This window comes from Providencia sp. PROV208, from assembly GCF_028479465.1.
Taxonomy (GTDB): Bacteria; Pseudomonadota; Gammaproteobacteria; order Enterobacterales; family Enterobacteriaceae; genus Providencia; species Providencia alcalifaciens.
In genome coordinates, this window is the sequence record NZ_JAMPNS010000004.1 from 18,092 (window position 1) to 39,596 (window position 21,505).

At 43.5% G+C, this 21,505-nt stretch carries 17 protein-coding genes, 4 tRNA genes and 1 pseudogene; 19 read left to right on the forward strand and 3 right to left on the reverse strand.

The window, feature by feature from the left end; genetic code table 11:
- Nucleotides 1-41 precede the first annotated feature (41 nt).
- The 19 genes and pseudogenes from trxA (at nucleotide 42) to PR766_RS03520 (ending at nucleotide 17,842) form a co-directional block, all read left to right on the forward strand.
- Nucleotides 42-368: a thioredoxin TrxA gene (gene trxA / locus PR766_RS03430; protein WP_006662353.1), complete on the forward strand. Its 327-nt coding sequence runs from the start codon at nucleotides 42-44 to the stop codon at nucleotides 366-368.
- Nucleotides 369-953: 585 nt separating this feature from the next.
- Nucleotides 954-2,213 carry a transcription termination factor Rho gene (gene rho / locus PR766_RS03435; RefSeq protein WP_004915469.1) on the forward strand — a complete coding sequence of 420 codons (1,260 nt, stop codon included), beginning with the start codon at nucleotides 954-956 and terminating at the stop codon, nucleotides 2,211-2,213.
- Between the two features lie 536 nt (nucleotides 2,214-2,749).
- Nucleotides 2,750-3,817, forward strand: a pseudogene (wecA, locus tag PR766_RS03440) (UDP-N-acetylglucosamine--undecaprenyl-phosphate N-acetylglucosaminephosphotransferase).
- Nucleotides 3,818-3,846: 29 nt separating this feature from the next.
- Nucleotides 3,847-4,905: an ECA polysaccharide chain length modulation protein gene (gene wzzE, locus PR766_RS03445; RefSeq protein ID WP_036967708.1), complete on the forward strand. Its 1,059-nt coding sequence runs from the start codon at nucleotides 3,847-3,849 to the stop codon at nucleotides 4,903-4,905.
- 96 nt (nucleotides 4,906-5,001) lie between these two features.
- Nucleotides 5,002-6,132: a non-hydrolyzing UDP-N-acetylglucosamine 2-epimerase gene (gene wecB, locus PR766_RS03450; protein ID WP_006658208.1), complete on the forward strand. Its 1,131-nt coding sequence runs from the start codon at nucleotides 5,002-5,004 to the stop codon at nucleotides 6,130-6,132.
- A complete protein-coding gene (wecC, locus tag PR766_RS03455; protein WP_006658207.1) occupies nucleotides 6,129-7,391 on the forward strand; it encodes a UDP-N-acetyl-D-mannosamine dehydrogenase in 1,263 nt (420 codons plus the stop codon). Before wecB ends, wecC begins: the two co-directional genes overlap by 4 nt.
- Nucleotides 7,382-8,455 carry a dTDP-glucose 4,6-dehydratase gene (rffG, locus tag PR766_RS03460; RefSeq protein WP_006658206.1) on the forward strand — a complete coding sequence of 358 codons (1,074 nt, stop codon included), beginning with the start codon at nucleotides 7,382-7,384 and terminating at the stop codon, nucleotides 8,453-8,455. The genes wecC and rffG overlap by 10 nt, the downstream gene beginning before the upstream one ends.
- Nucleotides 8,456-8,463: 8 nt before the next feature.
- Nucleotides 8,464-9,345 (forward strand): glucose-1-phosphate thymidylyltransferase RfbA, encoded by an 882-nt coding sequence (rfbA, locus tag PR766_RS03465; protein WP_006658205.1) that lies wholly within the window; start codon nucleotides 8,464-8,466, stop codon nucleotides 9,343-9,345.
- On the forward strand, nucleotides 9,323-10,063 hold the full coding sequence (gene rffC, locus PR766_RS03470; RefSeq protein ID WP_006662358.1) for a dTDP-4-amino-4,6-dideoxy-D-galactose acyltransferase: 741 nt from the start codon (nucleotides 9,323-9,325) through the stop codon (nucleotides 10,061-10,063). The genes rfbA and rffC overlap by 23 nt, the downstream gene beginning before the upstream one ends.
- A complete protein-coding gene (gene rffA / locus PR766_RS03475; RefSeq protein WP_006658203.1) occupies nucleotides 10,050-11,180 on the forward strand; it encodes a dTDP-4-amino-4,6-dideoxygalactose transaminase in 1,131 nt (376 codons plus the stop codon). The genes rffC and rffA overlap by 14 nt, the downstream gene beginning before the upstream one ends.
- Nucleotides 11,180-12,430: a lipid III flippase WzxE gene (gene wzxE / locus PR766_RS03480; protein ID WP_006658202.1), complete on the forward strand. Its 1,251-nt coding sequence runs from the start codon at nucleotides 11,180-11,182 to the stop codon at nucleotides 12,428-12,430. Before rffA ends, wzxE begins: the two co-directional genes overlap by 1 nt.
- Nucleotides 12,427-13,509 (forward strand): TDP-N-acetylfucosamine:lipid II N-acetylfucosaminyltransferase, encoded by a 1,083-nt coding sequence (locus PR766_RS03485; protein ID WP_154636303.1) that lies wholly within the window; start codon nucleotides 12,427-12,429, stop codon nucleotides 13,507-13,509. Before wzxE ends, PR766_RS03485 begins: the two co-directional genes overlap by 4 nt.
- Nucleotides 13,506-14,861, forward strand: a complete 1,356-nt coding sequence (gene wzyE / locus PR766_RS03490) for an ECA oligosaccharide polymerase (protein WP_006658200.1) — start codon at nucleotides 13,506-13,508, stop codon at nucleotides 14,859-14,861. Before PR766_RS03485 ends, wzyE begins: the two co-directional genes overlap by 4 nt.
- A gap of 10 nt (nucleotides 14,862-14,871) precedes the next feature.
- Nucleotides 14,872-15,609, forward strand: a complete 738-nt coding sequence (gene wecG / locus PR766_RS03495) for a lipopolysaccharide N-acetylmannosaminouronosyltransferase (RefSeq protein WP_006658199.1) — start codon at nucleotides 14,872-14,874, stop codon at nucleotides 15,607-15,609.
- Nucleotides 15,610-15,844: 235 nt separating this feature from the next.
- Nucleotides 15,845-17,224: a bifunctional threonine/serine APC transporter ThrP gene (gene thrP / locus PR766_RS03500; RefSeq protein WP_006658198.1), complete on the forward strand. Its 1,380-nt coding sequence runs from the start codon at nucleotides 15,845-15,847 to the stop codon at nucleotides 17,222-17,224.
- A 164-nt stretch (nucleotides 17,225-17,388) separates the two neighbouring features.
- Nucleotides 17,389-17,465, forward strand: a tRNA-Arg gene (locus PR766_RS03505).
- 79 nt (nucleotides 17,466-17,544) lie between these two features.
- Nucleotides 17,545-17,620: transfer RNA gene (locus PR766_RS03510), tRNA-His, on the forward strand.
- Between the two features lie 16 nt (nucleotides 17,621-17,636).
- Nucleotides 17,637-17,722, forward strand: a tRNA-Leu gene (locus tag PR766_RS03515).
- Between the two features lie 43 nt (nucleotides 17,723-17,765).
- Nucleotides 17,766-17,842, forward strand: a tRNA-Pro gene (locus tag PR766_RS03520).
- A 760-nt stretch (nucleotides 17,843-18,602) separates the two neighbouring features.
- Here PR766_RS03520 and PR766_RS03525 read toward each other — a convergent pair.
- From PR766_RS03525 to hemX, 3 genes are all read right to left on the reverse strand, one after another.
- Nucleotides 18,603-18,833, reverse strand: a complete 231-nt coding sequence (locus PR766_RS03525) for a DUF4014 domain-containing protein (RefSeq protein ID WP_006658197.1) — start codon at nucleotides 18,831-18,833, stop codon at nucleotides 18,603-18,605.
- A gap of 210 nt (nucleotides 18,834-19,043) precedes the next feature.
- Entirely contained in the window at nucleotides 19,044-20,237 is a 1,194-nt protein-coding gene (gene hemY, locus PR766_RS03530; RefSeq protein ID WP_006662360.1) for a protoheme IX biogenesis protein HemY, read from the reverse strand.
- Between the two features lie 2 nt (nucleotides 20,238-20,239).
- A complete protein-coding gene (hemX, locus tag PR766_RS03535; protein ID WP_036963202.1) occupies nucleotides 20,240-21,505 on the reverse strand; it encodes a uroporphyrinogen-III C-methyltransferase in 1,266 nt (421 codons plus the stop codon).

Consider the following 21,505-nt stretch of genomic DNA (forward strand, 5'->3'; position numbering starts at 1 on the left):
TGTTACACTATGTCTGTAAAAATGATCCTTTGGAGTACAACATGAGCGACAAAATTAAACATATTACTGATGCGAGTTTTGAATCAGACGTTCTAAATGCAAATTCACCAATTCTGGTAGACTTCTGGGCAGAATGGTGTGGTCCTTGTAAAATGATCGCACCTATTTTGGATGAAGTTGCTGAAGAATATACAGGCAAAGTGACCATCGCAAAACTGAATATTGATAATAATCCAGCAACGGCACCAAAATTTGGTATTCGTGGTATTCCTACACTTCTATTATTCAAAAACGGTAGTGTAGCAGCAACTAAAGTTGGCGCATTATCTAAAACTCAACTGAAAGAATTTCTAGACGAAAATCTGTAAGTTATAGCTTTATATAAGCCAAAACGTTTAGCGGCGCATTTATTTTATATAGAGAGCCGCTAGACGTCCCCATTTAAGCATGATAAGTTATCCGCATTCCTCATAGAGTACCCATAAGATTTACCTTATTTTCCTTTGCTCTTTTCTTAACCGTCTAGCTTACAGTTCTGTTCAGTGACAATTTTAGCGTGACTTATGACTAATCTAAAGTTGATAAATCCATGGTTGTATCACTGTGACTTAAGTCTTGAATAAGGTAAATGGTCTGTATTAGGGATAAGATGTTGTCCTAAAATGTATAAAAAACTATTGCTAATATTGATTACGTTTCTAATAATATGCAGCATATCATCTCGATGATAATAACGCTTTCGTTAGTCACAGCACCTTCACAGCAATATTAGTTGTAGCTAGCACAGATTTTAATGCATTGTTGTTGGTTATGAATCCATATCTATCAACAGGGCACTATAAAGTTAAACTGGCACTTCATAGGTTCACTATACTTCATAGGTTCACTATAAAAGTTGCCTCCAATTTACGTTCATAGTTCGAGAAATACCCCGAGTTAAAGAACCCACCATTATGAATCTTACCGAATTAAAAAATACGCCAGTATCAGAACTGATTACGTTAGGCGAAAACATGGGGCTAGAGAACTTAGCCCGTATGAGAAAGCAGGATATTATTTTCTCGATTTTGAAGCAGCATGCTAAAAGTGGAGAAGATATTTTCGGCGATGGCGTACTGGAAATATTGCAGGATGGATTTGGTTTCCTCCGTTCAGCAGACAGTTCTTACCTCGCAGGTCCTGATGATATCTATGTTTCTCCTAGTCAAATTCGCCGTTTTAACCTACGCACAGGCGATACCATTTCAGGTAAAATCCGTCCCCCGAAAGAAGGTGAACGTTACTTTGCCCTCTTAAAAGTTAACGAAGTTAACTTCGACAAACCTGAAAACGCCCGCAGCAAAATCCTTTTTGAAAACTTAACTCCGTTACATGCTAATAATCGTCTGCGCATGGAACGTGGTAATGGTTCTACTGAAGATTTAACCGCTCGTGTATTAGATTTAGCCGCACCAATCGGTCGTGGACAACGTGGTCTGATCGTTGCACCACCGAAAGCGGGTAAAACAATGTTACTGCAAAATATTGCGGCTAACATTGCTCATAACTATCCTGATTGTGTATTGATGGTTCTGCTGATCGATGAGCGTCCGGAAGAAGTTACCGAGATGCAACGCCTTGTTAAAGGTGAAGTGATTGCTTCAACATTTGATGAGCCAGCTGCACGCCACGTTCAAGTTGCTGAGATGGTTATCGAGAAAGCGAAACGTCTAGTTGAACATAAAAAAGACGTTATCATCTTACTGGATTCCATTACTCGTCTTGCTCGTGCATACAACACCGTTGTGCCTTCATCAGGTAAAGTTCTGACGGGGGGGGTGGACGCAAACGCATTACATCGTCCGAAACGTTTCTTCGGTGCTGCTCGTAACGTTGAGGAAGGCGGTAGCTTAACTATCATCGCAACCGCGCTGGTTGATACTGGCTCGAAAATGGATGAAGTTATCTACGAAGAATTTAAAGGAACAGGTAACATGGAATTACACCTGTCTCGTAAAATTGCTGAAAAACGCGTCTTCCCTGCAATTGATTACAATCGTTCAGGTACACGTAAAGAAGAGCTGCTCACTTCCCAAGATGAGCTGCAAAAAATGTGGATTCTACGCAAGATTATTCACCCAATGGGCGAAATCGATGCGATGGAATTCCTTATCAGCAAATTAGCAATGACAAAAACTAACGAAGAGTTCTTTGACTTCATGAAAAGAGCATAATCGTTAGGATTATAAGTATAGAAATAGGCGCTCTAATAGGGCGCCTATTTTTTTATCCGTATGTTATGAACGTTCATAAAATAATAGTCTTTATTATTTAACAATATGAGCACAAATTACTTTATTCATGAGTAAAATGAAATAATAAACGGATGCTAGATTATTCATAAGAAGATGGTATTTTCTAGATTAATTTTTATACTTAAATTTACTCAATGACTGATATTTACTCGGTTAGATAAAAATTGATGGTAAAAGTCGATTAATCAGGTTGAGATTGTTTTTTATGGCATGCATCTTGCAATGTTAAAGGATAAAATCGTTAAGGTAAGTTTGTAACGCAAAACTATATTACGCCTTATTGTACTTTTCGGCATGTTTTGTGCATATCAAAAAAGAATGATTCTGTTTTAGTGTACGATTTTTTTGCTCGGATACTATGTTGGCGCGGTACTTTATCACAGCAACCCAGATTGTTAGTGTTTAAAAGTTAGATAGAAATATAAGAGAGTAGAACAGTGGATAGCACACACTTTATGAGTAATCTCTTCTATGTCTTTTTGTTTACCTTAGCTTTTATTTTTGTCGCACGTATTGTGGCAAAAAAAATTGGCTTGGTTGATAAACCGAATTTCAGGAAGAAACACGTAGGATTGGTACCTCTCGTTGGAGGGATCTCTGTTTTCTTTGGCGTTTGCTTCGCGTTTATGATCACGGAAGAATACATTCCCCATAAGTGGTTATATATCGCTTGTGCTGGGCTCTTAGTGTTCGTTGGTGCACTGGATGATAGATTCGACATTAGCGTGAAATTACGCGCTGGCGTTCAGGCTATTGTTGCTGTCGTGATGATGACGGCAGGCGGGCTCTCATTAGAGTCACTGGGGCATGCATTCGGCCCTTGGGAACTGGTGCTTGGACCATTTGGTTACATTGTGACCCTATTTGCTGTTTGGGCTGCAATCAATGCTTTCAACATGGTTGATGGTATTGATGGTCTGTTAGGCGGCCTGTCTTCGGTCTCTTTCGGTGCTTTAGGTTTCTTACTGTATCAAAATGGTAACTATGCGTTAGCGTTTTGGTGTTTTGCGTTTATAGCGGCTATTCTTCCTTATATCCTGCTGAACCTAGGTGTTTTAGGTCGTCGATTTAAAGTGTTCATGGGCGATGCGGGAAGTACTTTGATTGGTTTTACCATTATTTGGATCTTGGTTGCATCGACGCAAGAAGATGTTCATCCAATTAATCCTGTGACTGCATTATGGATTATTGCCATTCCGCTTATGGATATGGTGGCAATTATGTACCGCCGTATTCGTAAAGGGATGAGTCCATTTTCACCGGATCGTCAGCATATTCATCACTTGATTATGCGTTCAGGATTTACCCCGAAAGGGGCATTTGTAATCATCACATTGGCTGCGGCAATACTTGCGTGCATTGGTATTCTTGGCTAACGCCTATCATTCATCCCAGAATGGGTAATGTTGGCATTATTTTTGCTTGTATTTATGATGTATGGTTACTGCATCAAACGAGCATGGAAAGTCGCCCGTTTTATCAAACGAATTAGACGTCGTGCGCGTAAGAGTGCGGTCCGGTAAAGACAAACGAACTATAGAGGTTCTGTGCAGTGAATAACTCAGAAACACAACCTAGTCAGCATCAAACTCCGATTGAAGCGGAGTTAGATATTCGTGATTTATGCCGTTCATTATGGCAGGGTAAAATTTGGATCGTCGCATGTGCAGTGATTTTTGCTGCGGTTGCACTGGGAGCATCCTATTTTATGCAGCCGAAGTGGAGTACAACGGCTATCACGGATCTACCAACTGTGAACAATCTGGGAAGTTATTATTCTCAGCAACAGTTTCTGCGCAACCTTGATTCTCGCATTAATGTCGTAGGGCAAGAAGGACAGTTACCCACCATTGCGAAAGAAGCTTATGAAGAATTTACCAAACAATTAGGCTCTTACGATACTCGTCGCCAGTTTTGGTTAGGTACTGAGTATTATAAGCAACGTTTGGAAAATGACCCGAAAGCAGATGCGGCCTTATTGGATGAATTGATCAACAACATCGAGTATACACCGGCAGATGCACTCAAAAACCCAACAGATAGCGTGAAGTTAGTGGCTGAAACAGCGACTGATTCTAATCAGCTATTACGCGAATATATTGAGTTTGCTAATCAACGTGCAACCACCAACCTGAATGATGAGTTGGAAGGGGCTTGGGCAACAAAAACCCAATCTATGAAAGCGTTGGTCAAGCGTGAAGCCATGGTGGCAAATGCAGCGTATGATCGTCGTCTAAACAGCCTTGAGCAAGCACTTAAAGTTGCTGAAAAACAAGGTATCTCTCGTAATCAAACGACTGCGCCAGTAGATGAAATTCCTGACTCAAAAATGTTCATGTTAGGGGTTCCATTACTGCAAGCTCAAATCGAGACTTTAAAAGCAACAGGTCCTGATTTTGATACGGATTATGACCAAAATGTCGCGATGCTAGCGACACTGGATGTTGGTCCAGCTCTTCAAGATAATTTTCACGCGTATCGTTATCTGCGAACTCCTGAAGATCCAATCAAACGCGATAGTCCGCGCAGAGCATTCATTGCGGTTCTGTGGGGTGCAATTGGTGTGTTAGTAGGTGCCGGAGTGGTACTGTCTCGCCGTCGCCCATCGTAATGTCTTACTCGCCACTGACGGAAAGGTCGGTGGCGAGATTGCATCATTAAAACTAAATAAAGCAGTAAACTGCGAAGAAAATATAAGAGAGTCACTGTGAAAGTATTGACTGTATTCGGCACACGACCTGAAGCTATTAAAATGGCTCCATTGGTTCATGCACTTGCTGATGATGCAGATTTTGAAGCGAAAGTGTGTGTTACCGCTCAGCACCGTGAAATGCTAGATCAAGTACTGAACTTATTTGAGATCACTCCCGATTACGATCTCAATATTATGAAACCAGGTCAGGATTTAACCGACATTACTTGCCGTATTTTGGAAGGATTAAAGGCAGTATTTGCAGATTTCCAACCCGATGTTGTCCTTGTTCATGGCGATACTGCAACGACGATGGCAACTAGCCTTGCGGCATTCTATCATCGCATCCCTGTAGGGCATGTTGAGGCTGGACTGCGCACAGGAAACCTCTATTCGCCATGGCCAGAAGAAGGTAACCGTAAAATTGCGGGGCACCTTGCTCAGTACCATTTCGCGCCGACAGAAAACTCGCGCCAAAACTTACTCAACGAATCTATTCCCGATAGCCATATTTCTGTGACTGGCAATACAGTCATTGATGCGCTGTTGTGGGTGAAAGAGAAGGTGATGGGTAACCAAAATATGATGGCCGAATTAGCCGGAAATTACCCATTTATCGACCCAAATAAAAAAATGCTCCTTGTAACGGGTCACCGTCGTGAAAGCTTTGGTGGTGGTTTTGAGCGTATTTGCCATGCCTTAGCGGATATCGCTCAAGCGCATCCTGATGTTCAAGTGGTTTACCCTGTTCACTTGAACCCAAATGTGAGTGAGCCAGTAAAACGAATTCTGCATGGCATTGATAATATTATCTTAATTAGTCCTCAGGAATATCTGCCGTTCGTCTATTTGATGAACCACGCGTATCTGATTTTAACGGATTCCGGCGGTATTCAAGAAGAAGCGCCATCTTTAGGCAAACCTGTTTTAGTTATGAGAGATACCACCGAACGCCCTGAAGCTGTTGATGCAGGGACAGTTCGTTTAGTGGGTACAGATACACAAACCATTGTAAATGAAGTTAATCGGTTACTGACAGATGAAGCGGAATATCACGAAATGAGCCGCGCACATAACCCTTATGGTGATGGTCATGCTTGTCAGCGTATTCTTGCAGCATTAAAAAGCAATCAGGTGAAATTATGAGTTTTGAAACTATTTCTGTTATCGGCCTTGGTTATATCGGTTTACCAACAGCGGCAGCCTTCGCATCTCGTAAGAAGCAGGTTGTCGGCGTAGATGTTAACCAGCATGCGGTTGACACTATCAATCAAGGTAAAATCCATATTGTGGAACCTGAGCTGGACGTAGTGGTGAAAAAAGCGGTTGAAGAAGGTCACTTAAAAGCCTTCACTAAGCCACAACCTGCAGACGCATTCCTGATTGCCGTTCCGACACCATTCAAAGGTGAACACGAGCCTGATTTGGTGTACGTGAAAGCGGCAGCTGAGTCTATCGCGCCAGTCCTGAAGAAAGGCGACTTAGTGATCCTTGAGTCAACCTCTCCAGTAGGGACTACCGAGCAGATGGCCCAGTGGTTAGCGGATGCACGTCCTGATTTAACTTTCCCTCACCAAGCAGGTGAACAGGCTGATATCGATGTGGCTTACTGCCCAGAGCGTGTACTGCCAGGTCAAGTGATGGTTGAGCTGATCAAAAACGACCGTGTTGTCGGCGGTATGACGCCTAAATCATCCCTGCGTGCGAGCGAGCTGTACAATATCTTCTTAGAAGGTGAGTGTGTAATCACTAACTCAAGAACGGCTGAAATGTGTAAGCTAACGGAAAACAGCTTCCGTGATGTGAATATCGCATTTGCTAACGAATTATCTCTGATTTGCGCAGAACAAGATATTAATGTCTGGGAACTGATCAGCTTAGCGAACCGTCATCCTCGCGTGAACATTCTGCAACCAGGTCCTGGCGTGGGTGGTCACTGCATCGCGGTTGACCCATGGTTTATCGTGGCGCAAAGTCCAAAACAATCTCGTTTAATCCACACTGCGCGTTTAGTTAACGATGGCAAACCAATTTGGGTGGTGGATCAAGTGAAAGCAGCTGTCGCAGACTGCTTAGCGGAAACAGGTAAAAAAGCGAGCGAAATCAAAATCGCCTGCTTTGGTTTGGCATTTAAACCAAATATCGATGACCTGCGTGAAAGCCCTGCAATGCACATCACTAAGATGGTTGCTAATTGGAACCCAGGTAAGACTTTTGCAGTTGAACCGCACATTGATGAGTTACCAACAGCGCTGAAAGGCATTGCTGAACTGGTTTCAATTGAAAAAGCGGTTAGCGAAGCTGATGTGATCCTAATGTTGGTTGACCATAACCTGTTTAAAGGTATCCAAGGTTCTGCTATCCCTCAAAAATGGGTTGTGGATACAAAAGGAGTATGGCGTTGAAACGCATTTTAATTACAGGTGGTGCCGGTTTTATCGGCTCCGCCGTTGTTCGCCACGTGATTGAGAATACACAAGACCATGCCATTGTGGTTGATTGCTTGACTTATGCGGGCAATTTAGAGTCATTAGCGGGAGTTGCTAATAGCGAACGCTATGCCTTTGAACAAGTAAACATTTGTGACCGCACAGCACTGGATAAAGTGTTTGCTGAGCACAAACCAGATGTGGTGATGCACTTAGCCGCAGAAAGCCATGTTGACCGTTCTATTGATGGTCCTGCGGCATTCATCGAAACTAACATTGTGGGTACTTATACACTGTTAGAAGCAGCACGCCATTATTGGTCTGCACTTGAAGAGAGCCAAAAAGCGGCTTTTCGTTTCCACCACATTTCAACTGATGAAGTGTATGGAGATTTGGACGGGCCAGAAGGTTTCTTCACGGAAACAACACCTTATGCGCCAAGTAGCCCATATTCAGCGTCAAAAGCATCGAGCGACCATTTAGTCCGAGCATGGCAAAGAACATATGGCTTACCCACCATGATCACTAACTGCTCGAACAACTATGGTCCGTATCACTTCCCAGAGAAGTTGATCCCATTGATTATTTTGAACGCGATTTCTGGTAAGCCACTGCCAGTGTATGGCAAGGGCGAACAAATTCGCGACTGGCTGTTTGTGGAAGATCATGCTCGAGCACTGCATTTAGTTGCCACTCAAGCGCAACCGGGCTCAACGTACAATATTGGTGGGCACAACGAACGCCGTAATATCCAAGTTGTTGAAACAATTTGTGAATTACTCGAAGAGTTGCATCCGCAGAAACCTCAAGGTGTGACGCATTACCGTGATTTAATTACGTATGTGAAAGACCGCCCTGGTCACGATATGCGTTATGCCATTGACGCCGATAAAATCCAGCGTGAATTAGGCTGGACACCTGAAGAAACGTTTGAATCGGGTATCCGTAAAACGGTACTGTGGTATTTAAACAACGAAACATGGTGGCGTCGTGTGCAAGATGGCTCCTATGCAGGCGAGCGTCTGGGCTTAGGTAGCTAGGAGGAAGCATGAAAGGTATTATTCTGGCTGGTGGTTCGGGAACGCGTCTACATCCGATTACACGCGGTATCTCAAAACAGCTGCTGCCTATCTATGATAAGCCAATGATTTATTATCCGCTGTCGGTATTAATGCTGGCAGGGATCCGTGAAATTTTGGTCATTTCGACGCCCGATGATCTGCCGATGTTCCAGCGTTTATTGGGCGATGGTCATGAATTTGGTATTGAACTGAGTTATGCAGAGCAGCCATCTCCAGATGGGCTCGCGCAAGCATTCATCATTGGTGAAGAGTTTATCAATGGGGATTCCTGTTGTTTAGTGCTTGGCGATAACATTTTCTTTGGTCATTCATTTAGCCCTAAATTAATGTCAGTTGCTGCGCGTCAAAAAGGTGCGACGGTCTTTGGTTACCAAGTGATGGATCCAGAACGTTTTGGTGTCGTGGAATTCGATGACAACTTTAAAGCGTTGTCTATTGAAGAAAAGCCAAAGCAGCCAAAATCTAATTGGGCGGTGACGGGTTTATATTTCTATGATAATCAAGTGGTTGATTTTGCTAAACAAGTAAAACCTTCTGAACGTGGTGAATTAGAAATTACGTCTATCAACCAAATGTATTTGGAACGTGGTGAGCTCAGCGTTGAGCTGCTCGGTCGTGGGTTTGCTTGGTTAGATACGGGTACCCATGACAGCTTGATTGAAGCAGGAACCTTTGTTCAAACTGTGGAAAAACGCCAAGGTTTCAAGGTGGCTTGTTTAGAAGAGATTGCATGGCGCAATGGCTGGTTATCTGATGACCAAGTTAAAGACGCCGCCGCTCGCCTGAATAAAACAGGTTATGGCAAATACTTAGAGGACTTACTTCGTGTCCGTCCGCGCCAATATTGATCCCTTAGATTGGGAATCTGATTTTTTTAAACGTTCTACGGCGAAACTGGATTTCGCCGCAACAGATGCGCAAATTATCTTAGCTTATCAACTGGATAAGTTTGAAATTGTGCAAGCGAAAGTTGCGGCATCTGAGACTGCGAGAATTGATAATCTTGCCAGTATGGGATTCAGTTTTGTTGAAGGTGAAATCGATTTTGCGTTAACGGTTGGCACAGAAAATGCTTATCTAAACACAGCGTTATCAGAGACGGATAATGTGGTTGTCGCACAAACAGGGGATATTGTTTTTCTGCGCGACACCGCGGCAGCTGTGTTTAGTAACAGCCGCTTTCGTACGCCTTGGTATCGAGAAGGGGATAGCGGTCGGTTTTATGCATTATGGATAGAAAAAGCGGTTCTTGGGACATTTGACCACACCTGTTTACTCCTTAGAGATCAAGCAGGTGATATTTTAGGTTTCGTTAGCCTACGTAGTCTTGATGCTGATACAGCGCGAATTGGATTGTTAGCGGCAATACCAAATGCAACAGGGCGCGGTATCGGTCGGAAATTAATGTCAGCGGCTTATCAATGGTGTGTGCAACACCAAAAAAGACAGTTAAATGTTGCCACGCAAATGAGTAATGTTGCGGCGTTAAATCTTTATTCACGCAGCGGTGCGGCGATTGCCAGCACAGCATATTGGTTATACAGGGGACAACATGATTCCATTTAATAAACCACCCGTTGTAGGCACTGAAGTTGAGTATATGAAGCAGGCTATGGCAAGTGGCAAACTGTGCGGTGATGGTGGTTTCACTAAACGTTGTGAAGAGTGGATGGAGAAACGTTTTAACTGTCCGAAAGTCCAGTTAACGCCGTCTTGCACCGCTTCATTAGAAATGGCCGCGATCCTGATTGATATTAAGCCGGGCGATGAAGTCATCATGCCGAGCTTTACCTTCGTATCGACCTCTAACGCATTCGTGTTACGTGGCGCCAAAATTGTGTTCGTGGATATTCGTCCAGATACGATGAATATCGATGAAACCAAGATTGAAGCGGCAATCACTGATCGCACACGTGCAATTGTTCCTGTTCACTACGCAGGCGTGGCTTGTGAAATGGACACCATCATGGCTATCGCGAAGAAACACAATTTATTTGTGATTGAAGACGCGGCACAAGGCGTGATGTCTACCTACAAAGGTAAAGCACTGGGTACCATCGGCCATATTGGTTGCTATAGCTTCCATGAAACTAAAAACTACTCTTCAGGTGGTGAAGGTGGTGCGACTTTAATCAATGATAAAGCGTTGATTAACCGTGCAGAAGTGATCCGCGAAAAAGGTACTAACCGTAGCCAATTCTTCCGTGGTCAAGTTGACAAATATACATGGCGTGACATCGGTTCAAGTTATCTGCTTTCCGACTTACAAGCGGCTTATTTATGGGCTCAGTTAGAAGAAGCAGACAAAATTAATGAACGTCGTTTATTACTGTGGGATCGCTATTATCAAGCGTTACAACCTCTGGTTACTGCGGGTCGTTTAGTATTAGCAACTGTACCAGACGGTTTGAAACATAACGCGCATATGTTCTATATCAAACTGAAAAATGTGGAAGAGCGTACAGCGTTTAATGACTATATGAAATCTCACGGTATTTTAACTGTTTTCCATTACGTGCCACTGCACACCAGCCCAGCTGGAATGGAGTTTGGTTATTTCCACGGTGAAGATAAATACACCACGGTTGAAAGTGACCGTTTAGTGCGTCTGCCGATGTTCTACAACATGACAGATGACGAGCAGCAAGTGGTCATTGAGCGAATTAAAGCGTTCTTTGCCTAATGTCATTAGCTAAAGCATCGGTTTGGACTGCTGGGTCTACCCTGATTAAAATCGGGGTGGGCCTGTTGATCGTGAAATTATTTGCAGTCTCATTTGGCCCTAGCGGTGTTGGGCTGGCGGGAAATTTTCGTCAATTAATTACCGTGCTAGGTGTTTTATCTGGCGCAGGGATCTTCAATGGCGTCACAAAATATGTGGCAGAGCACCATCAAGATCCTCAAAAATTACGAGCTGTGCTGGGAACGTCTTCAACGATTATTCTTGGGTTCTCGACGTTACTGGCCATTGTCTTTTTGTTATGCAGCGCGCCTATTAGTGCCGCGTTATTTGATACTGAGCAATATAGCTCTGTGATCCGTATGGTCGCTTTAATTCAGATGGGTATCGCATATGCGAACTATTTTTTGGCGATTTTAAAGGGTTACCGAGATGCAGCTGGGAATGCGACGGCCATCATTTTTGGTAGCATAATCGGTGTAGTCGCCTATTATTTATGCTATCTCATGGGGGGGTATGACGGTGCGTTGGCGGGGCTTGCATTGGTTCCCGCATTGGTGGTGTTGCCCGCCGCAGGTCTGATTATACGACGTAAGCAATTTGCGTTGTCATCCTTAAAGCCTGCATGGGACAAAGCGATAGCTACCAATCTCGGTAAGTTCACCATCATGGCAATGTTAACGGCAATCACACTGCCTGTTGCCTATATCATGATGCGAAACTTATTGGCACAAACCTATAGCTGGGATGAAGTTGGATTATGGACGGGTGTGACAACCATTTCGGACGCTTATCTACAATTCATCACCGCAACGTTTTCAGTGTATTTATTGCCAACGTTGTCGCGTTTACAGCATAAAAATGAAATTTCTGCCGAAATTATTAAGGCGCTGAAGTTTGTTTTACCTGCGGTTGCTGCCGTGAGCTTTACGGTATGGTTACTGCGTGATTTTGCGATTTGGTTGCTATTTTCAAAAGAGTTTACAGGGATGAGAGACCTGTTTGCTTGGCAGCTGGTCGGCGATGTATTGAAAGTGGGTGCTTACGTTTTTGGTTATTTAGTCATCGCGAAAGCGGCATTGCGCTTTTATGTTCTCACGGAAGTTAGCCAATTTGTTCTGTTAACAGGTTTTGCCCATTGGTTTATTCCTGAACATGGCGCAGTCGGGGCAACACAAGCCTATATGGCAACGTATATCGTATATTTTACTCTCTGTTGTTGCGTATTTTTGATCTACCGTAGGCGAGCATGACAACCTTAATACATGTACTGGGATCTGACCTCCCGCATCATAATCAGACGGTTTTAACGTTTTTTAATGACGTTATTTGCCAAGAAATGGCACCGTCTCAAAAGCCGCATTTTATGGTGGTGAGCCAAGATGCGCAGCTAGCTGCTGCCTATCCAAAGCTCGAAATTGAAGTTTTTGACAGCAAAAAATCGATTGCCGATAGTGTTATTCGTCGCGCTAAAGCAGAGCGCCGCACGCGCTTTTTCTTCCATGGGCAATTTAATGCGCCAATCTGGTTAGCGCTGCTCTTTGGTAAGATAAAATCCCATCAATTTTGGTGGCATATTTGGGGGGCAGACTTATATGAAGAGTCTAGCTCACTGAAATTTAAGCTATTTTATATTTTACGTCGCTTAGCGCAAAAGAAAGTAGGGCATGTGTGTGCCACTCGGGGAGACCTGTCTTATTTTCATCAGTCGAATCCGAATGTGCAATCGTCGGTGCTCTATTTCCCAACACGTATGGACCCTGCGTTGACATTAAGTGAACGAGAGCCTCGTGAGAGCGAGCAATTAACGATATTGCTTGGTAACTCGGGGGATCGTTCTAATCGTCATGTGGAAGCACTGGGTGCGATTAAACAGCAGTTTGGTGATAACGTTAAGGTGATAGTGCCAATGGGCTACCCTGCCAATAACCAAAACTATATTGCGGAAGTCGAACAAGCAGCACAAAGTGAATTCCCTCAGGGGCAGGTGGATATTCTTAAAGAACGTATGGCGTTCGATGATTACCTGAATTTGCTGAAAACCTGCGACCTTGGCTACTTTATTTTTAATCGCCAACAAGGGGTTGGAACGGTTTGTTTGCTTATCCAGTTCTCTATTCCTTTTGTCATTAGCCGTCAAAATACCTTCTGGCAAGATTTAACGGCACAGAATGTCCCGGTCTTTTTCTATGGTGACAAGCTCACACTACCGTTAGTGGATGAAGCTCAGCGTCAAATGAATACCCTTAATAAGCAAGATATTGAATTCTTTGCACCTAACTTTACTGATGGCTGGAAACAGATCCTCAGCATTGCGGAGGCGAAAGTATGACATTGCTTGAATTGGGGGGATTATCACTGATCTACCTGATCTCCATTATTTTTATTGGCACACTGATGTACAAAGAGTTTCTTCGTGTGCGCTTTAATTTTAATATTTTCTTTACTTTGTTGTATTTATTGACATTTTATTTCGGCTTTCCTCTGACATGTGCATTGGTTTTCCAGTTTGATGTGGCGATAGTTCCCGCAGATTACCTGATGTATGCCATGCTAGCGTCAACAAGCTTCTATGCTATTTACTATGTGACGTACAAAACCCGCTTAACGAAGCGTGTTGATGTTCAGCGCCGTGCGGTATTTAGCATGAATAAAGTGGAAACCAACTTAACTTGCTTATTGTTAATCGCAGTTGCTGTGGTAACCGTGGGCATTTTCTTCATGGACAATGGCTTCTTACTGTTTAAGTTGAAGTCTTATAGTCAGATATTCTCGAGTCAGGTATCCGGCGTGGCGTTGAAGCGTTTCTTCTATTTCTTTATCCCCGCCATGCTGATTGTTTACTTCCTGAAGCCAACGCAAAAACGCTGGATTTTCTTCCTCGTCAGTACCGTGTCATTTGGTTTTTTAACCTATGTGATCGTCGGTGGAACGCGCGCGAATATTATTTTGGCTTTTGCGCTGTTTTTATTTATTGGGATTGTTCGCGGTTGGATTACACTTTGGATGCTGGCAGCAGCGGGTGTGGCGAGTATTGTTGGAATGTTCTGGTTAGCTCTCAAGCGTTACGGTCTTGATGTGAGCGGTGCGGAGGCATTTTACACTTTCTTGTATCTAACCCGCGATACGTTCTCTCCGTGGGAAAACCTCGGGTTACTGCTCAGTTACTATGACCAAATGGATTTCCAAGGCTTAGCGCCGATTATCCGTGATTTCTATGTGTTTATTCCATCATGGGTATGGCCAGAACGTCCAGATACCGTATTAAATTCGGCTAACTATTTTACTTGGGAAGTGCTCAATAACCATTCTGGGTTAGCCATTTCTCCGACCTTAATTGGCTCGCTGGTGGTGATGGGCGGTGTCCTGTTTATCCCATTAGGTGCCATCGTAGTTGGTTTGATTATTAAATGGTTTGACTGGATTTATGGTTTGAGTTTGAAAGAATCTAACCGCTATAAAGCCGCTATCATGCAGGCATTTTGTTTCGGTGCCATCTTTAATATGATCGTCCTAGCCCGTGAAGGAGTTGATTCCTTTGTCTCGCGCGTGGTCTTTTTCTGTTTAGTCTTCGGACTATGTTTAGTGTTAGCAAAATTACTGTACTGGTTATTTGAAAGTGCCGGTCTTATTCGTATTAAAGCCACTTCCTATTTCAAAAGTGGTCAACGGGAAAGCCGTTAAAAGGAGCATTATGGAACAGTCGTCAATTCCTCAATATAGCATCAGAGGTCATAACATTTGGGGCTTTAAAAATATGTCCCATTTCTTGGACTATCTATTTGCTGACGGTAAGACTAAAACCGGCACACTTGTCGCTATCAACGCAGAAAAAGTGATGATTGCTGAGCAAGATACTGCACTGAATACTTTGTTGGGGCAGGCAGAATATCTTTATGCTGATGGGATTAGCATTGTGCGTGCGATTCGCCGTAAATATCCCAAAGCAGACGTTTCCCGCGTGGCAGGGGCTGACTTATGGGAAGGCTTGATGGAACGCGCAGGAAAAGAAGGCACGCCAGTGTTTTTGGTGGGGGGAAAGCCTGAAATTCTTGAACAAACTAAAGCGAAGTTACGTGCGCAATGGAATGTGAATATTGCCGGTTCTCAAGATGGTTACTTCACAGCGGAAGATCGCAATGCGCTCTTTGAACGTATTCATGCGAGTGGCGCAAAAATTGTCACGGTAGCGATGGGCTCTCCTAAGCAAGAAATATTTATGCGTGATTGCCGTGTAGTCCATCCAGATGCACTGTATATGGGTGTTGGTGGCACTTATGATGTGTTCACTGGACACGTTAAGCGTGCACCAAAAGTCTGGCAAAACTTAGGATTAGAATGGCTGTATCGCTTGCTTTCGCAGCCAACTCGAATTAAACGACAGTTTAAGTTGTTGAAGTTTTTAGGCTACTATTACGGTGGTAAGCTTTAAGCCTCTTTTTAACTGAATAGACCCGCGCAATGCGGGTTTATTTATATCAATGATGCTTTATTCTGTCTTCAAATATACCTACAATTTTTCAAAAATAGATGCAACCTAAGGGATCTCACGGTATCTTGGGGGATTGTATTTTTTATCTTATTTTCGATAACAAGCCGCGATTACTAAAAAGTTTATTGCAATTAAAGCTGCGAATATCGAATGATTATTATCGACAGGGGAAATTATGGATAAGCCACAGCAAGGTCTTCAGCGAGGGCTAGAAGCCCGTCATATTGAGCTGATTGCTTTGGGCGGAACAATTGGGGTTGGGCTATTTATGGGCTCAGCGAGTACGTTGAAGTGGGCCGGTCCGTCAGTGTTATTAGCCTATATCATTGCGGGATTGTTTGTCTTTTTCATCATGCGTTCCATGGGAGAAATGTTATTTCTTGAGCCCGTCACGGGGTCATTTGCGTCATTTGGTTATAAGTATTTAAGCCCATTCTGGGGGTGCTTAACGGCTTGGGGCTACTGGTTTATGTGGGTGGCTGTTGGCATTTCAGAAATTACAGCCATAGGGGAATATGCCAAATATTGGTTCCCTGATGTCCCCCAATGGATATTTGCGATGATTGCGGTTGCCTTAGTGGCACTGGCAAACCTCGCGGCAGTGAGATTATATGGTGAATTAGAGTTTTGGTTTGCGATGATCAAAGTCACCACGATTGTCGTGATGATTTTGATTGGTCTGGGGCTGATTTTCTTTGGGATTGGCAATAACTTTGAGCCGATTGGGCTTGCCAACTTAACAGAGCATGGCGGTTTCTTTGCGGGGGGCTGGAAAGGTTTCCTGTTTGCGCTGTGTATTGTGGTGGCGTCTTACCAAGGTGTTGAGTTAGTTGGGATCACCGCGGGCGAAGCAAAAAATCCACAAGTAACGTTGAAAAAAGCCATCAATAATATTTTGTGGCGAATTTTAATTTTCTATGTCGGGGCAATTTTTATTGTTGTGACCTTATTCCCGTGGACAGAAGTTGGGCAACAAGGTAGCCCGTTTGTCATGACTTTCGCTAAAGTGGGTATTATTTCTGCGGCTGCGGTGATTAACTTTGTTGTTCTGACGGCAGCATTATCTGGTTGTAATAGCGGAATGTATAGCGGCGGGCGCATGCTGTATGCACTGGCGCAAAATAAACAGTTACCTAGCTCACTATTAAAACTGACGAAAAATGGCGTTCCAGCGCGCTGTGTCGGTTTTACTATCTTATGCTTAGTGGCAGGTTCAAGTTTGAATTACATCATTCCAAACCCAGAACAAGTCTTCGTGTATGTGTATAGCGCCAGTGTCTTACCCGGAATGGTGCCTTGGTTAGTTATCTTAACCAGCCAGCTACGTTTTCGTAAGCAGAACCAGCAACATATGGCTGGGCATACGTTTAAATCGATTCTATTTCCATGGGTGAACTATGCGACGTTATTATTTTTAGCCTGCGTACTGGTCGGAATGGCAATTAATCCTGAGACGCGATTGTCACTGATTGTCGGCGCTATCTTTTTATTGACCGTTTCTGGGTTATATTTTGTGATCCGTTGCTTTAGGCGCAATGAAAAAAGCCCATCGTAAAAATATTTTGTGAGTAAAAAACATCAAAACAAGCGAGGAAGAGGGAAAAAATGCTCTCTTTCTCGACGAAATGGATAAAAGGCAAGCAATCGATAATTTTATTGAAAAAAGGACTAGACAGCAGGGGGATAAATCCGTACTATCCTCTCCCGCAACGGCGTTAAGCGCCCGTAGCTCAGCTGGATAGAGCGCTGCCCTCCGGAGGCAGAGGTCTCAGGTTCGAATCCTGTCGGGCGCACCATCAAAAGGTGACAAGCTACGGTGGCAAAACAAGGTTGTATGTAGTAGTATAACAACGCTTTGAAATAAGTGAAGTTATGGTGGCTATAGCTCAGTTGGTAGAGCCCTGGATTGTGATTCCAGTTGTCGTGGGTTCGAGTCCCATTAGCCACCCCATTTTTTTTGTGACATTGCGAGGGTGGCGGAATTGGTAGACGCGCTAGCTTCAGGTGTTAGTGTCCTATGGACGTGGGGGTTCAAGTCCCCCCTTTCGCACCACGAAAAAAATGATGTCGAGTTACTGCCTTAAGCAGTTAAATTTCGGCGAGTAGCGCAGCTTGGTAGCGCAACTGGTTTGGGACCAGTGGGTCGGAGGTTCGAATCCTCTCTCGCCGACCAATTTAAAGAACCCCGCTCAATCGAGTGGGGTTTTTGCTTTTCTGTCACTCGTAAAAATCCTCATTCCAATTTCTTGTTCACTCCCTCCTTTTTTCTTTTTCATTGAGTATTTCATTATCTTTATTTCGGGGATTCGTTGAGGGTCATCGAATAATAATGATTCGTATCTAATGATATTTGTAATGCTATGTTTTTAAGGGATAAAAAAGGTTGTCTCAGATCTGATACAAACCCCTATTTTCATGTCGTCAAAAAGAGACATTTTACTGTTTGATTTATATAGAGAAAGTGATAGTGATGATAAGCTGTCTCTAAATTGAGACAAAATAGCTGAATCGAACAGAAGATGATTTGGTATGAAATGAGTATGAAAGAATCACAAAGAGTAAGAGATAAAAATCTCGTTTAAAATAGCACAGATACGGGAAGTGAAAAGAAAGAATACAGGAGTGAGAAAAGTTGGCACGTATTCTGCATTATCTATTATGTAGATGCTCATCCCACTTATTATGACAGCCTAGCTTCATAAACCCAGGGATGACGCAAAGCCGATTATCGGTGCCTATTGTCCAATTTAGATGATCAAGAGCTAATCCTCTTACCATCAGCGAACGGGCGAAACGTTGAGTGAGGCACCATCCGTCTGTAGACCTGATTGTATTTACACCTGCTTCGGCAGGTGTTTTTTTTGGTATTAATCTGCGTTTTTATTTTCTTTCCTAACCTGATTAGCATTAGGAAAGAAAAGTCATTATCGTACTTACGCTTTTTTCTCTTTGCTTAACCACTTGCTGATCCAGCGAGTTACATATGTGTAGGCAATAATAATAAAGGTAATAATAAAGATATCTTTATTCAGATCGGCGGTATTGAATCCAATGATCGAAATAAAAATAAATGGAGATAAAATCAGAAGTAGCAGGTCAAAAAAGATCTGTAAACGATTTTGACTCGCTACAATCCAACGCCAGAGAGTTTTCACTACATTCATATCTTTATCCTAAAACCATTCAAAACGAAAATGTATACGACCATTTATACACTATGTGTCTCTTTTATAACATAGCAATATGCGGTTTACCTCGATTGCCTAAAAATGACGCCTAGAACGATTATCTTTTAAAGATGACTCGATTTTAATCACAAAAAAACGCCTCGGATTAGGAGGCGTTTTTAAATAGGTATGCGTAGAAATTTAAGACTATGTTCGCTCTTGTTTCAGAGAGTGCGTTAGCGCTTCTTGGCGAATCTTCGCCGCTTCATGCGGTTTATGTAGCTTATCATAAGCGTCCGCTAACCAAGCTGCATCATAGGCATCGAAACGCTGTGCTAATGCAGCTTTAAAGTAGGTTTCTGCTTTTTCCCATTGGGCATGCTGTAGTGCAAGGATGCCCAATGTACTATTTAGTAATGGCGTTGCGCCAGACTGTTTTACAAGGCTTAGTAACGTTTTCTCAATAGCTTCTGGCTGATCACTGTGTAATTTTGGGATCAGGAGGAGTAAACGCTCATCATATTGCTGTTTTAATCCCTCAATAATCATTTTCTCTGCGCTACGGGCATCCCCACATTCGATTAAATGTTCAGCGAGGAATGATTGTAGAGGGACTTCATGGCGGACTTTACGAGGCTGGTTTTTCCACCACGTTTTTAGCCCATCACTTCCACCTTCAGCCATGCACTGGTTCATTAGCCCTTTGTAAGCTTTGAGTTTTAGGGCTTCAAGCTCATCTTCGCTATGTAATTGAACTTTCGCCATGATTGGCAGCAGCTCGATTAATGCTTGGTATGCGCCAGTACCAAGGTAAGCTTGCTCTGCTAGGCGTAAAATTTCAGGGTGGCGTGGTGCTTGGTCGAGTAATTTATCGATGCCATTACGCGCAGCATGAATTTCACCTTCTGCTAGCTGAATTCGAACGCGGCTAATATCGACAGGGAGTTGGTCTTTTCCTGCGGCTTCGGCGGCTCTATCTAAATATTGATGAGTACGGTAGCTATCACCACGTTGTTGCGCTGCTTCTGCAGCCATCAAGTAGTTAATGACGGGTTGCTGCGAGAAATCAGCATGTTTACTCATCAACTTCTCAACTTGTTCTAAATCCCCTTCCGCTAATTTGAGCAACGCTTTTTGGGTTTGGGTATGGGCTTTGTGGTATTTGTGACCCGTAAACCAACCCTTTGTCCGTGAGGTAGTACTCATAAAACGGCGGTAACACCAGCCTAAGAATAACAAGACAAATTGCAGCAAGATAAAGCACAACACAAGGCTAGTGACGCTGGTCGTAATATCGTAGCTATCGGTACGAATAAACACATAACCTTGGTGTCCAGCGAGCAGGGGACCCAAAATAATGCCAGCAATCAGAACGATAAACAGAACAAAGACTTTAATCATGATCACCCCTTATGCTCAGGGGCGTTTGCCGCATCCGTTACAGGAGCTTCGACGGCAACGTCCGGTTTGTTGGTTTGCGTATCCGTAGGAGCCGTTGCCTCTTGGGCGGCTTTGTCAGATTCTTTTACCGCCTCAAGCGCGGCATCTTCGGAAACACCAGTTGGTTCTGGATTTTGAGATAACAAATTACGTACTCGCGTTTGCATCACTTTTTCCAGCTTAGCTTGGCTTTCTAAGGCTTCAGGCATATCTGCGTCGATAGGTTGATTGATTAAATCATCCAGCTCAGTCAAAAATGCCTTAGTTGCTGGAGCATCCACGTCAAAATACGCCCGCACCCATGTTGAGGCTTGCTCAAGGGACTGTTTATAGGTCTCTTCTTGATAACGAGGTACTGCTTGTGCCGCAATAAGCAGTTGGGAACGGATATTCTCGCGTAGATAGATATCTTGATTCGGCGCTAACAGTGGGGCTTCAGAGCCATCACGAGCACGAACGGTGATGAAATCACTCGTGAAGCTTTTCCAGCTGCGCGCGAGGTTATCTTTCCAGTCAGCGATGTCCTCACTGACATCTGTTCCAGTTTCTTCTGGCGCATCACCATTATTTAAATCAGCAAGACGCAAGTTATCAACGTCATTACTTAATTGATTCAGGCGCAAAATAATACCGTCATAATCAATTTGATTGATAGCGGCTAAACGATTCATATCATTAGCGATGGCTTTACGGATATCGAGTAGGCTCGGATCATTCATTTCCGCCAGACTGGTATCCGCACTTTTTAAGAGGACCGCTGCTGTAACAGGGTCATGGTCATTCCATAATTTTCGACCTGCCATTTTCACCATAAAATCAGCTTGTGCGATCAGCCAGTTTTTTACATCAGAGCTGGAAAGTGCGGTGACATGGGCTTGTAATTCTTGCATGCGACGATTGAGTTGATCTTCGTAATCACGAGCATGGTTTTTCAGTTCGGTATTGGTGGCAATGAGCGCATCAACACGTTGTCTATCGGCATTTTGTTGCTCAACTAGCTCACTAACTTGCTGTTTCAGTTGATTGTTATCATGAACTAATTGCGCATTGCTTTGTTGAGTAAAGTAGTACATCCCGCCGCCCATGACGACGAGGATTGCGATAGCAATCGCACTGACTGCAAGACCAGAGCGTTTCTGCTTGGATGAAGGTGCAGGCTGGCGAGATTTTTGCTTCTCGGTGACCACTTCATCATTAACAGTATCGGTAATTTTGTCTTGTTCCGTCAT